Origin of the sequence: Serratia sp. 22264 (assembly GCF_052045345.1) — a bacterium.
Taxonomy (GTDB): domain Bacteria; phylum Pseudomonadota; class Gammaproteobacteria; order Enterobacterales; family Enterobacteriaceae; genus Serratia; species Serratia plymuthica.
Genome location: NZ_JBQEOY010000003.1, coordinates 243,536 through 256,513 on the forward strand (window position 1 = coordinate 243,536; position 12,978 = coordinate 256,513).

At 55.1% G+C, this 12,978-nt stretch carries 10 protein-coding genes; 8 read left to right on the forward strand and 2 right to left on the reverse strand.

Annotated elements, in window-relative coordinates; genetic code table 11:
• Window positions 1-197 precede the first annotated feature (197 nt).
• The 8 genes from tig to ACTJJ1_RS14600 all read left to right on the forward strand — a co-directional run bounded on the left by tig (window position 198) and on the right by ACTJJ1_RS14600 (window position 10,195).
• Window positions 198-1,502, forward strand: coding sequence for a trigger factor (gene tig, locus ACTJJ1_RS14565; protein WP_004949299.1), 1,305 nt, complete (start codon window positions 198-200; stop codon window positions 1,500-1,502).
• Between the two features lie 439 nt (window positions 1,503-1,941).
• On the forward strand, window positions 1,942-2,565 hold the full coding sequence (clpP, locus tag ACTJJ1_RS14570) for an ATP-dependent Clp endopeptidase proteolytic subunit ClpP (RefSeq protein WP_004949301.1): 624 nt from the start codon (window positions 1,942-1,944) through the stop codon (window positions 2,563-2,565).
• A 162-nt stretch (window positions 2,566-2,727) separates the two neighbouring features.
• The gene (gene clpX, locus ACTJJ1_RS14575; protein WP_004949303.1) at window positions 2,728-3,999 is read left to right on the forward strand and encodes an ATP-dependent protease ATP-binding subunit ClpX; all 1,272 of its coding nucleotides are present in this window, start codon (window positions 2,728-2,730) and stop codon (window positions 3,997-3,999) included.
• Window positions 4,000-4,192: 193 nt separating this feature from the next.
• On the forward strand, window positions 4,193-6,547 hold the full coding sequence (lon, locus tag ACTJJ1_RS14580) for an endopeptidase La (RefSeq protein ID WP_006323935.1): 2,355 nt from the start codon (window positions 4,193-4,195) through the stop codon (window positions 6,545-6,547).
• 216 nt (window positions 6,548-6,763) lie between these two features.
• Complete coding sequence (hupB, locus tag ACTJJ1_RS14585) at window positions 6,764-7,036, forward strand: nucleoid-associated protein HU-beta (RefSeq protein ID WP_006323936.1); 273 nt, start codon at window positions 6,764-6,766, stop codon at window positions 7,034-7,036.
• Between the two features lie 182 nt (window positions 7,037-7,218).
• The gene (gene ppiD / locus ACTJJ1_RS14590; protein WP_440834214.1) at window positions 7,219-9,102 is read left to right on the forward strand and encodes a peptidylprolyl isomerase; all 1,884 of its coding nucleotides are present in this window, start codon (window positions 7,219-7,221) and stop codon (window positions 9,100-9,102) included.
• Between the two features lie 138 nt (window positions 9,103-9,240).
• Window positions 9,241-9,624, forward strand: coding sequence for a ComEA family DNA-binding protein (locus tag ACTJJ1_RS14595; RefSeq protein ID WP_440834216.1), 384 nt, complete (start codon window positions 9,241-9,243; stop codon window positions 9,622-9,624).
• Window positions 9,625-9,781: 157 nt separating this feature from the next.
• Entirely contained in the window at window positions 9,782-10,195 is a 414-nt protein-coding gene (locus tag ACTJJ1_RS14600; RefSeq protein WP_440834218.1) for an acyl-CoA thioesterase, read from the forward strand.
• Window positions 10,196-10,345: 150 nt separating this feature from the next.
• Here ACTJJ1_RS14600 and queC read toward each other — a convergent pair whose 3' ends face one another.
• The gene (gene queC, locus ACTJJ1_RS14605; protein WP_004949317.1) at window positions 10,346-11,044 is read right to left on the reverse strand and encodes a 7-cyano-7-deazaguanine synthase QueC; all 699 of its coding nucleotides are present in this window, start codon (window positions 11,042-11,044) and stop codon (window positions 10,346-10,348) included.
• 121 nt (window positions 11,045-11,165) lie between these two features.
• A complete protein-coding gene (locus ACTJJ1_RS14610; protein WP_440834220.1) occupies window positions 11,166-12,890 on the reverse strand; it encodes an SgrR family transcriptional regulator in 1,725 nt (574 codons plus the stop codon).
• Window positions 12,891-12,978: the final 88 nt, after the last annotated feature.

Below are 12,978 nucleotides of genomic sequence, written 5' to 3' on the forward strand. Positions count from 1 at the left end.
AAAGTGTGAGTTTTAGCGCGCCGGTGCCGCCTTGCTTTCCTCGACTCGCTTCGCTTGCGCCGCTATAATGTCGCGTCTTATTTTTCCGGAATGGTTTCGGGACGCTTCAGTCATCAGGGAATTCGGTTCTGTAATGTAGCCGTCCTGGTTCTTGGAACGGAGTTGACCGAGCACTGTGATTTTTTTGAGGTAACAAGATGCAAGTTTCTGTAGAAACCACTCAAGGCCTTGGGCGCCGTCTCTCTATTACTGTACCCGCTGATACTATTAATCAGGCTGTTAAAAAAGAGCTGATCAAAGCAGCGAAAAGCGTTCGTATCGACGGTTTCCGCAAAGGCCATGTGCCGATGAACATCGTTGAGCAGCGTTATGGCGCCTCCGTTCGCCAGGACGTGCTGGGCGAAGCGATGCAACGCAGCTTTGTTGACGCGATCATCAAAGAAAAGATTAACCCGGCTGGCGCACCAAACTACGTGCCGGGCGAGTATAAAGAAGGTGAAGACTTCACTTTCGCGGTTGAATTCGAAGTGTATCCTGAAGTTGAGCTGAAAGGCCTGGATGCGATCGAAGTTGAGAAACCAGTGGTTGACGTTAACGATGCTGACGTTGACACCATGCTGGACACTCTGCGCAAGCAGCAGGCGACCTGGAAAGACAGCGATCGCGCAGCGCAGGCTGAAGACCGCGTAACCGTTGACTTCACCGGTTCTATCGACGGCGAAGTGTTCGAAGGCGGCAAAGCCTCTGACTTCGTACTGGCCATGGGCCAGGGCCGCATGATCCCAGGCTTCGAAGAAGGCCTGGTTGGTCATAAAGCCGGTGAAGAATTCGTCATCGACGTTAACTTCCCGGAAGACTACCACGCTGAAAACCTGAAGGGCAAAGCGGCTAAATTCGCTATCGTTCTGAAGAAAGTGGAAGAGCGTGAGCTGCCAGAGCTGACTGAAGAATTCATCAAGCGTTTCGGCGTGGCTGATGGTTCTATCGAAGGCCTGCGTGCTGAAGTGCGTAAAAACATGGAGCGCGAGCTGAAAGGCGCAGTGCGTAACCGTATCAAGACTCAGGCAATCGACGGCCTGGTTAGCGCTAACGACATTGACGTTCCTGCTGCGCTGATCGACGGCGAAGTTGACGTTCTGCGCCGTCAGGCTGCACAACGTTTTGGCGGCAACGAGAAGCAAGCGCTGGAACTGCCACGTGAACTGTTCGAAGAGCAGGCAAAACGTCGCGTTGTTGTTGGCCTGCTGCTGGGCGAAGTGATCAGCACTCACGATCTGAAAGCTGACGAAGATCGCGTCAAGACCCTGATCGAAGAAATGGCCTCCGCTTACGAAGATCCAAGTGAAGTTGTTGAGTTCTACAGCAAAAACAAAGAGCTGATGAACAATATGCGCAACGTTGCTCTGGAAGAACAAGCGGTTGAAGCTCTGCTGGCGAAAGCGAAAGTGACTGAGAAAGCCACTACTTTCAGCGAGCTGATGAACCAGACTCAACAGGCGTAATGTCTGTGCGCAGGGGCGCAACTTGTTGCGTCCTCAGGGCCGGCATGCCGGCTCCTGCGTGATAAAAAGCCCGTAACCTTCGGTTGCGGGCTTTTCTTTTTGCCACGTTGCTGATTAATCTCAGGTTAAGCGTGCCAATATGCACTATATTTACCCTGTTGCGCTTGGGGCAGTCTGGCATTATGGTCATTATCCTTAGCTCGACGCATCGGTCAGGCCGGTAAAAATACTGTGCCGGACTTGAAATGCTGCCAATGGCCCCAATCTGTAAAATGTATATATATGTGCTGTTTGCCAGAGTGCGCGGGATGATTATAACCGTCGGGTACGTGTGGCGCGGTCGAATGCTTGAGCATAGTCATCATGACCGTTCTCAAGTAGAATCGGTGCAATAGGGTGTAACCCTGGCCGCCAAGGCAATTTCTATTAGGAGACGGTAATGTCATACAGTGGCGAACGAGATCAATTTGCACCTAACATGGCCCTGGTGCCGATGGTGGTAGAGCAGACTTCACGCGGGGAGCGTTCTTACGACATCTATTCCCGCCTGCTGAAAGAGCGCATTATTTTCCTGACCGGCCAGGTAGAAGATCACATGGCCAACCTGATTGTGGCGCAGATGCTGTTCCTGGAAGCGGAAAGCCCGGAAAAAGACATTTACCTCTACATCAACTCTCCGGGTGGCGTGATCACCGCAGGCATGTCAATCTATGACACCATGAAGTTCATCAAGCCGGACGTCAGCACCATTTGTATGGGCCAGGCGTGCTCGATGGGCTCTTTCCTGTTGACCGCCGGTGCTAAGGGCAAGCGTTTCTGCCTGCCGAATTCGCGCGTGATGATTCACCAGCCGCTTGGCGGCTATCAGGGCCAGGCGACGGATATCGAAATCCATGCGCGTGAAATCCTGAAGGTGAAGGCTCGCATGAACGAGTTGATGGCGGAACATACCGGCCAGACGCTGGAGCAGATCGAACGCGATACCGAGCGCGATCGCTTTATGACCGCGGAAGAAGCAGTAGAATACGGTCTGGTTGACGGCATTCTGACGCACCGCAGCTAGAACCACGCGGCTGGCGAGGTATATGTGCGAGCCGATAGACTATAGTAATCAGAGTGGGCGCTGCTCGCTCTGGTGAGCATTATCGGCGTTCCCGGTATGAGTTTTGGGCGCACTGCCGCCGTGATTTTCCTGCGGGAAAAAGACTAAAGAAGAGGTTTACTGATGACAGATAAGCGCAAAGACGGTTCAGGAAAGCTGCTGTATTGCTCTTTCTGCGGCAAAAGCCAGCATGAAGTGCGTAAGCTGATTGCCGGTCCGTCAGTGTATATCTGCGATGAATGTGTTGACCTGTGTAACGACATTATTCGCGAAGAGATTAAAGAAGTTTCCCCGCATCGTGAGCGTAGCGCGCTCCCGACGCCGCATGAGATTCGTCACCACCTGGATGACTATGTCATCGGTCAGGAACAGGCGAAGAAAGTGTTGGCAGTAGCGGTATATAACCACTACAAACGCCTGCGCAACGGCGATAGCAGCAACGGTATCGAGTTGGGGAAAAGCAACATTCTGCTGATTGGCCCGACCGGTAGCGGTAAAACCCTGCTGGCGGAAACGCTGGCGCGTTTCCTGGATGTGCCTTTCACCATGGCCGATGCCACCACGCTGACCGAAGCCGGTTATGTGGGTGAGGACGTGGAGAATATTATCCAGAAGCTGTTGCAGAAGTGTGACTACGACGTGCAAAAAGCGCAGCGCGGTATTGTCTATATCGATGAAATCGATAAGATTTCCCGTAAGTCAGACAACCCGTCCATTACCCGTGACGTGTCGGGCGAGGGCGTGCAGCAGGCGCTGTTGAAACTGATCGAAGGCACCATCGCCGCCGTTCCGCCGCAGGGTGGCCGCAAGCACCCGCAGCAGGAATTCCTGCAGGTTGATACCTCGAAAATCCTGTTTATCTGTGGCGGCGCCTTTGCCGGCCTGGATAAAGTGATCGGCCAGCGCGTCAATACCGGTTCCGGTATCGGCTTCGGCGCGACCGTGAAGGGCGAGTCCGAGAAAGCGACCGAAGGTGAACTGCTGCTGCAGGCCGAACCGGAAGATCTGATCAAGTTTGGCCTGATCCCTGAGTTCATCGGCCGTCTGCCTGTGGTCGCGACGCTGAGCGAACTGAGCGAAGATGCGTTGATTCAGATCCTGAAAGAGCCGAAAAATGCCCTGACCAAACAGTATCAGGCATTGTTCAATCTGGAAGGTGTGGAGTTGGAGTTCCGTGATGAAGCGCTGAACGCTATCGCCAAGAAGGCCATGACGCGTAAAACCGGTGCGCGCGGCCTGCGCTCTATCGTTGAGGGCGCGTTGCTGGACACCATGTACGACCTGCCGTCAATGGACAGCGTCGATAAAGTGGTGATCGACGAATCGGTCATCGCCGGCCAGTCCAAGCCTTTGTTGATTTACGGCAAACCGGAAGCACAGGCTTCAGGCGAATAATTAGCCAGTCAAACCAGAAAGTTAATACCAAAATGGGGGATTTTATCCCCCATTTCTTTTTCCTGCGTTCTGGCCGTTGAATGTCAGAGATTCATCCCCATATACTCATTAACCAGATTTTATGAAACGTTTGATGCTTGCGTCTCATGAGATTCCCCTCAACCTGGCGGAAACTAAACTAAGAGAGAGCTCTATGAACCCTGAGCGTTCCGAACGCATTGAAATCCCCGTCTTGCCTTTGCGCGACGTGGTGGTTTATCCGCACATGGTGATCCCGTTATTTGTTGGCCGGGAAAAATCAATTCGGTGCCTCGAAGCAGCAATGGATCATGATAAAAAGATCATGCTGGTGGCACAGAAAGAGGCCTCAACGGATGAACCTGGCATTAACGATTTGTTCTCTGTCGGCACAGTCGCGTCTATCTTGCAGATGCTGAAACTGCCGGACGGCACGGTAAAAGTGCTGGTGGAAGGCTTGCAGCGGGCACGCATTACTACGCTTTCCGATAGCGGAGAGCATTTTGCCGCCCAGGCAGAATATCTTGAATCACCGGCGATCGACGAGCGTGAACAAGAAGTCCTGGTGCGCACGGCAATCAATCAGTTTGAAGGCTACATCAAACTGAACAAGAAAATTCCACCGGAGGTGCTGACGTCATTGAACAGCATCGACGACGCTGCACGCCTGGCGGATACCATCGCCGCGCACATGCCGCTGAAACTCAGCGACAAGCAGTCGGTACTCGAGATGTTCGACATCACCGAGCGTTTGGAATACCTGATGGCGATGATGGAATCGGAAATCGACCTGTTGCAGGTTGAGAAACGTATTCGTAACCGCGTCAAGAAACAGATGGAAAAAAGCCAGCGCGAGTACTATCTGAATGAGCAAATGAAAGCGATTCAGAAAGAACTGGGCGAGATGGACGACGCGCCGGACGAGCACGAAGCGCTGAAGCGCAAGATTGAAGCGGCGAAAATGCCGAAAGATGCGCGTGAAAAAACCGAAGCGGAGCTGCAAAAGCTGAAAATGATGTCACCGATGTCTGCGGAAGCGACGGTGGTGCGCGGTTACATCGATTGGATGCTGCAGGTACCCTGGAATGCGCGCAGCAAGGTGAAAAAGGACCTGATCAAGGCGCAGGAAGTGCTCGATATCGATCACTACGGCCTGGAGCGCGTCAAAGACCGCATTCTTGAGTATCTCGCAGTACAGAGCCGCGTCAGCAAAATCAAAGGGCCTATCCTGTGCCTGGTAGGGCCTCCGGGCGTGGGTAAAACCTCGCTTGGCCAGTCGATCGCCAAAGCGACCGGCCGCCAGTACGTGCGTATGGCGCTGGGCGGCGTGCGTGACGAAGCGGAAATCCGCGGTCACCGCCGTACCTATATCGGTTCGATGCCGGGCAAGCTGATCCAGAAAATGGCCAAGGTTGGGGTGAAAAACCCACTGTTCCTGCTGGACGAGATCGACAAGATGTCTTCCGACATGCGCGGCGATCCAGCTTCTGCATTGCTTGAGGTGCTGGATCCGGAACAGAACGTGGCGTTTAACGATCATTATCTGGAAGTGGATTACGATCTGTCCGACGTGATGTTCGTTGCCACCTCGAACTCGATGAACATTCCTGCGCCGCTGCTGGACCGTATGGAAGTTATCCGCCTGTCTGGATACACCGAGGACGAGAAGCTCAACATCGCCAAGCAGCACCTGTTGCCGAAGCAACTTGAGCGTAACGCCCTGAAAAAAGGTGAGCTGACGGTCGACGACAGCGCCATCACCGGCATTATCCGCTATTACACCCGCGAAGCCGGGGTGCGTAGCCTGGAGCGTGAAATCTCCAAGCTGTGCCGTAAAGCGGTGAAAACGCTGCTGATGGACAAAAAGATCAAGCATATCGAGATCAACGGCGACAACCTGAAAGATTACCTGGGCGTGCAGCGCGTTGACTACGGCCGTGCGGACACCGAAAACCGCGTGGGCCAGGTCACCGGTCTGGCATGGACGGAAGTGGGCGGCGATCTGCTGACCATTGAAACCGCTTGCGTGCCGGGCAAAGGCAAGCTGACTTACACTGGTTCTTTGGGTGAAGTGATGCAGGAATCGATTCAGGCGGCGCTGACCGTGGTCCGCGCACGCGCGGACAAGCTGGGCATCAACGCTGATTTTTACGAGAAGCGTGACATCCACGTGCATGTGCCGGAAGGCGCGACGCCGAAAGATGGCCCAAGCGCCGGTATTGCCATGTGCACTGCGTTGGTTTCCTGCCTGACGGGCAACCCGGTTCGCGCCGACGTGGCGATGACCGGCGAGATCACGCTGCGTGGCCTGGTATTGCCGATTGGCGGTCTGAAAGAAAAACTGCTGGCGGCGCATCGCGGCGGTATCAAAACCGTGCTGATCCCGTATGAGAACAAGCGCGATCTGGAAGAGATCCCGGATAATGTTATCGCCGATCTGGATATTCATCCGGTGCAGCGAATTGATGAAGTTTTGAACCTTGCGTTGCAAAACCCGGCGTTCGGCGCGCTGCCGGTAGCGGCAAAATAGTGACGAATAGCAAAAACCATTGATAAAACTTATGCTGGCAAGTCATTTCGGACTTGCCAGTCTTTTTTTGTACCGCTAAGTTAGACAGCTGTCGGCCCGCGTTTTGCCACGCTTTCGGTGGCTTGCCAAGGTTCGATGGGATTGATATAACAGCTGCGCTGTCGCCACCGTAGGGATTTTTCGGTGCGACGATTGAATTCTAGAGGGGATGATAGAGTGAATAAGTCACAACTGATCGACAAAATTGCCGCAGGTGCTGATATTTCCAAAGCGGCAGCTGGACGTGCTTTAGATGCAGTAATTGCTTCTGTTACCGAATCCTTGAAGGAAGGGGATGACGTGGCCCTGGTTGGTTTCGGTTCTTTTACGGTGCGTGAGCGTTCGGCCCGTACTGGCCGCAACCCGCAAACAGGTAAAGAGATCAACATCGCGGCAGCCAAAGTTCCGGCCTTCCGTGCAGGGAAAGCGCTGAAAGACGCAGTAAACTGATCGTTTGCGTCTAACCGGTTAGCGTTACAGGGTTTTGTAATAAACAATCACCTGACGCAACGGTGCTGGTAAGGTAAGATATAAGGCGCATCAGATTGATGCGCTTTTTTTATTTTTGTCGCAGGGAACGCGCCTGCGCAAGGGTGTTTTTAATCCACATCACAGCGGAGTGTTGTCACACTATGATGGACAATTTACGCGCGGCAGCTAATCACGTCGTGCTCAAAATCATCCTGGGCCTGATCATTTTGTCATTTCTTTTGACAGGGGTGGTCAGCTATCAGGGGAGTGCCGGTGATTATGCAGCGAAGGTCAATGGCCAGGTGATCGAGCGTGCTCAGCTGGAACAGGCTTTCCAAAGCGAACGCAGCCGGATGCAGCAACAGCTGGGTGACCAGTTCTCCGCACTGGCGGGCAACGAAGGCTATATGCAGCAGATGCGCCATCAGGCACTGTCACAGTTGATCGACAACATGCTGCTGGATCAATACGCCAAAAAATTAGGCCTGAGCGTCAGCGACGATCAGGTAAAAGACGCCATCCGCAAGGCGCCTTACTTCCAGACCAACGGCCAATTCGATAATGCCAAGTATCTCGATCTGAGTAGCCGCATGGGATACACCGCCGATAACTTCGCGCAGTCGATGCGCCAGCAACTGGTTAATCAGCAGGTGATCCAGGCTTTCGGTCAATCAGGCTTCGTGTTGCCATCCGAGTCCCAAGGCATGGCCGCTCTGGTGCTGCAGGAGCGCAACGTGCGTCTGGCGACCCTGGATCTGAAAGCGCTGCAGGCTAAACAGACCGTGACCGACGATGAGCTGAAAGACTACTACAGCCAAAACAAGAACAGCTTCATTGCGCCGGAACAAGTCAAAGTCAGCTATATCCCGCTGGACGCCGCCTCGATGCAAGACAAGGTGACGGTGGCAGATGCGGATATCAGCGCCTACTACGACCAGCACAAAAGCAGCTATGGCCAGCCTGAGCGCAAAAATTACAGTGTGATCCAGCTGAAAACCGAGGCGGAAGCCAATGCGGTGTTGGATGAGCTGAAAAAAGGCGGCGATTTCGCCACTCTGGCGAAAGAAAAATCTACCGACATCATCTCACGCCGCACCGGCGGTGAGCTGGGCTGGCTGGAGCCGGAAACCACCGCGGACGAACTGAAGCAGGCTAATCTGACCGAAAAAGGCCAGCTTTCCGGCGTAGTGAAGTCCTCCGTAGGTTATCTGGTGGTGCGCCTGAACGACATCGCACCGGAGAAAGTGAAGCCGTTGAGCGAAGTGCGTGACGACATCGCCAAACAGGTCAAGCAAGAGAAAGCGGTAGACGCTTATTACGCGCTGCAGCAGAAGGTGAGCGAAGCGGCCACCAGCGATAACGAGTCTCTGGCGTCAGCCGAAGAGGCCGCCGGCGTGAAAGCGGCACAAACCGAATGGTTCACCCGCGACAACGTTCCGGCAGCGCTGAACTTTAAACCGGTCATCCAGTCGATTTTCGACGGTTCTCTGATTGGCGAGGGCGGCTCTCCGGGCAGCAACTCCGACGTGATCACCGTTGATGGCGACCGCGCCTTCGTGATCCGCGTATCTGGTCACAAGCCGGAAGGCATTGAGCCGTTCGACCAGGTTAAAGATCGTGTGGCTGAGCTGGTTAAGCGCAACAAGGCTGAGCAAGAAGCCAAACTGCAGGGCGAGAAACTGCTGGTTGAGCTGAAACAGGGCAAGGGCGACGAAGCGATGAAAGCGGCCGGCCTGAGCTTTGGCAGCGTGCAGAAGATGGCGCGTGCGCCGGAAGACAGCCAACTGGTGCAGAGCGTGTTTGCGCTGCCGCATCCGCAGGAAGGCAAACCGGTTTACGGCATGTCGCAAGATCGCCAGGACAACGTGGTGCTGATTGCGCTTGATGCGGTGAACCCGGGCACCTTGCCGGCAGAAGAAATGAAAACCTTCGTCGGCAAGATGGAAGAAGGGGCGACCGGCGTGTCCTTCGACTCCCTGCTGGCCAGCCTGCGTAAAGAAGCCAAGATCAAAATGGGTGCCGCTGAGCAGCAACAGCCTCAGTAAGCCCCGCATTTTTGTGCAACGCAATGTAATAACCAAAGGCCGCTTTCGCGGCCTTTTCCATATCTGAAATCCGCCAATTGCCGTTCGTCACCCGCTGCGGCAAGGTAGCCATGCTGTTAAACACAAGGAGGATACAGCATGCAACTTGCAGAAATAAAAGCAGTTAATGGTTATGGTTTCAGCCTGAAAGCGTTGCTGACGGCGGCCCTGATTTGCCTGGCGGGGCCGTCTATGGCCGCCGTGGAAAAAGCGGCGGCTGCTCAGCCGGTATTATCTGCACCGGCGGTTAAGGCGGGGCAGGGAAGTGAGGTCGCCGTCGATGACGAAGCCTCAGTCAGCATCAATCAGGCCGATGCCGAGCAACTGGCCAGTGTGTTGAAGGGGGTAGGGCTGAAGAAAGCGGAGAGCATTGTGCGCTATCGCGAGCAGAACGGTCCGTTTACACAGATAGAACAACTCCAGGAAGTGCCGGGCATTGGGTCTGCACTGTTTGAAAGGAATCGCGCACGACTCAAAATGTGATGCTGTTCACGGCTGCGTGGCAAAGTGCCATTGCAGCCTTTTTCCTCTGCTACATTCTACAGGTCTTACCAGTTTGGCGTGTTGACCAAACGGGTGCGGGGGCAGTACGCCGTCCCCGCTTTATTCTGTAATCACCAGGCAGGAGCGGCCGTTCCCTATGCATCATACCTTTATTAAAGTCCGTGGTTATCATCTTGATGTTTATCAACACGTTAATAATGCCCGCTATCTGGAGTTTCTGGAGGAGGCGCGCTGGGATTGGCTGGAGAATCATGAAGGCTTCCGTTGGATGACGGAAAACGACATCGCCTTTATCGTGGTGAACATCAATATCAATTACCGCACTCCGGCGGTGTTGGGGGACAAACTGCGCATCGACAGCCAGATGGTGCAGCTTAACGGCAAAAGCGGTGTGCTAAGCCAGAAGGTGACGCAGGATGCAACGGGCACGTTGGTTGCGGATGCGCTACTGACCTTCGTCTGCGTCGATCTGAAAACCCAGAAGGCGTTGCCGATTGAGGGGCAACTGCGCGAACATCTGGAGGTGCTCACGCAGTCGGAGAATCGGTAAAGCAACGAGCGGCAATCTTTGCCGCCGTTATTTCCGTCATGCTTCAAGCGGCATTCTTGTTGGCTACCCGAGTCACTTACTTGAGTAAGCTCATCGGGATGCGTTTGCTTGCCGCGTCGATGCCACTCGAATTATTTCGGGTAGGTACACTCAGGCCAGGCCGGTCTTCTGTTTCAGACTCGCCATCACTTCGGCTTTGTTGATTTGATATTGCTTCAGGCCGTTGGCGCGCAGGTGGCAGGCTGCACATTCGCCACAGCCATCGCCCTGAATACCGTTGTAGCAGGTCAGAGTATCCTGACGTACCCGATCCAACTGCTGATAGTAATCCGCCAGCGCCCAGGTCTCTGCCTTATTCAGCCACATCAGCGGCGTTTCGAAGCGAATATCGCGGGCGATACCGAGCACCACTGCGTGATTCAGCGCTTTGACAAACTCGTCGCGGCAATCCGGGTAACCGGAAAAGTCGGTTTCACAAACGCCGGTGATCACCGCTTCGGCTTCCACCTGGTAGGCATAGATAGCGGCCAGCGTCAGGAACAGGATATTACGGCCCGGTACGAAAGTGCTTGGCAGCCCGCCTTCCTGCTCGTTGTTATAGGCAGGTACCGGAATGCTGTCACGGGTCAGGCTACTGATAGCCAGTTCGTTGAGTAACCCTACGTCCAGCACCTTATGCGCTTTGGCGCCAAGCGCGACCGACAGCGCCTGAGCGACTTCGATTTCGGCACGGTGACGCTGGCCGTAATCGAACGTGATGCAATGCACTTCATCGTACTGCTGCAATGCCTGAATCAAGCAGGTCGTGGAATCTTGTCCACCGCTGAAAACGACAACCGCGCGTTTCATAAAATCACCTTGTTTTATGGCTGAAACCGGGCCGAGGCACCCTCGGGCGACCGGATAAAAAATGCGTGCGGCAACTAGGGTAGCAGAAATGGCTGCATGTCGTAGCCGCCGCTTCCATTTATCACTGAGGGGGCTGTGGTTGATTCTCCACCGGTGGTGGCAGCCAGGCCTGGCAGAAATCAAACCAGCCATAGGCGGTCAGGGTAACGCCATGAATGCGCGGTGGTGCGCTGATTTGATATTGGTAGTGAAACAGCGGGGTGATGATCGCCGCGGCCATCAACTGCTGATAGTAAGTTTTCAATTGCTCAAAACGCGGTTGCTGCGCGGGAAATTGCTGGATCCGCTGCAACGTTTGTTGCTGATGTTGCCAGCGTGAGTCAGGCAAAATGCCACGCCACAGCGTATCTTGCCGCAACCAGCTTTCCAGCGTGGCTTCTGGCGACTCGCCAATCAGGTTATCCGCCAGCAGGAGATCGGCCTGTTCGATTTGCTCTGCGCTTTGCCAGCGTTTACCCGCATAGTAACGCACCTCCAGCTCACAGCCATGGCGCGCCAATAATTGTTGCAGCTCCACCGTGACCGTCTCCAGCTCAACCGGCGGCCGGTACAACAGCGTCAGCCTGGCGGGCAGGGCAATATCCTCGCAGGCCAGATGTTGCGGGATCGCCCAGCCAGGCAGCATCTCGTGGCTGGGGGTGATGACGCTGTTGGGGACCGGCAGATTGGCCAGCAGGCCGGATTGCTGGATTAGCATCAGCAGTTTCTGCCCCTGCGCCTCACTGATCACGCCATGCTTCAGGTTAATCGCCAGATAGCACCAGCCCAGGCTCATGCTGCGTTGCACCGGCCGGGCCAGCGCCAGCTCTTCTTGAGGGCCGATGGTAATACGCACCGGGTGCTGGCAACTGGTGTAAGCGCCGCCGGCATGCAGTTCCGGGGTGATCCAATACTCGATGCTTTCCAGATAAGGATGCTGCAAATGGTAAAACGGATGCTGCTCCAGGCGCACCAGATGCGGCTCATTTAGCGTGAGCTTAAAGGGGCCGGCGCCAATGCCCGGCGAGTCCGGGTGGGTCAGCAGACAGGGCAACTCTGCCAGCCGGTGTGCCAGCCAAAAGTCCGGGCGCAGCAGATCAAACTGGATGCACAAGGCATGAGGCAGGCTGATGGCGGCAACGCTGGCCAGGCTTGGCTGGCTGCGCGGATGCTGGAGTAATTTCTCCAACGTTTGCAGCAGCTGTTGCCCGGTCAGCGGTTCGCCGTTATGCCAGCGCAACTGGCTGCGCAGAAAAAACTGCCAGCACAGCCCGTCGTCACTGATTTGCCAGTGATGGGCCAGATCCGGTTGTGGCTCGGGGTTGCCGGTCATAAAGCGCGTCAATCCGGCGTGCAGGGTGGCGACCAGATGTTGCTCGGCACGGCCGGTGAGGGTCAGCGGATCCAGGGTTTCCAGCGTACGGTAGTAGGGGATACGCAGCGTCGGGCTGCCCGCCTGCCATTGGCCGCCGAGGTGTGGGCTGAGCAACTCTTGCAGATGTTGCGGATCCAACTGCGCCATTTCCAATGCGCCCTGATGATCGCCATTTTGCAACAATCTTTGCAGATGAGCGGCCCGCAGTTCATCCGGGGTTTTCAGGCAGTGAAGACGAGCGCGTTTACCGCGCCCGGCCTGTGAATGCCAGCTCAGCCAACCTTGATCCTGCAACTGCTGCACCAGCGTGCGGGCATGGCGTTCGCTGCAATAGAACAGCGCCGCCAGCTCGCCGATGGTGATCGCCACCGGCGCGCCGCCGATCTGCTGGTACAGGCGTTGATATTGGCTGAGACGGTGGGTCAGGCGCATGATAGAAATCCGGAACGGTTTTGCAGAATTGTTCACTATTACTTCCGCAAATACCATCCCATACTGCAGTGATTGTAATCGCGTTCAC

Excerpts from the sequence above, each read along its gene's own strand:
- clpP (WP_004949301.1), top strand. The coding sequence starts at position 1,942 with ATGTCATACAGTGGCGAACGAGATCAATTTGCACCTAACATGGCCCTG.
- ACTJJ1_RS14595 (WP_440834216.1), top strand. The coding sequence starts at position 9,241 with ATGCAACTTGCAGAAATAAAAGCAGTTAATGGTTATGGTTTCAGCCTG.
- queC (WP_004949317.1), bottom strand. The coding sequence starts at position 11,044 with ATGAAACGCGCGGTTGTCGTTTTCAGCGGTGGACAAGATTCCACGACC.
- ACTJJ1_RS14600 (WP_440834218.1), top strand. The coding sequence starts at position 9,782 with ATGCATCATACCTTTATTAAAGTCCGTGGTTATCATCTTGATGTTTAT.
- ppiD (WP_440834214.1), top strand. The coding sequence starts at position 7,219 with ATGATGGACAATTTACGCGCGGCAGCTAATCACGTCGTGCTCAAAATC.
- lon (WP_006323935.1), top strand. The coding sequence starts at position 4,193 with ATGAACCCTGAGCGTTCCGAACGCATTGAAATCCCCGTCTTGCCTTTG.
- clpX (WP_004949303.1), top strand. The coding sequence starts at position 2,728 with ATGACAGATAAGCGCAAAGACGGTTCAGGAAAGCTGCTGTATTGCTCT.
- ACTJJ1_RS14610 (WP_440834220.1), bottom strand. The coding sequence starts at position 12,890 with ATGCGCCTGACCCACCGTCTCAGCCAATATCAACGCCTGTACCAGCAG.
- tig (WP_004949299.1), top strand. The coding sequence starts at position 198 with ATGCAAGTTTCTGTAGAAACCACTCAAGGCCTTGGGCGCCGTCTCTCT.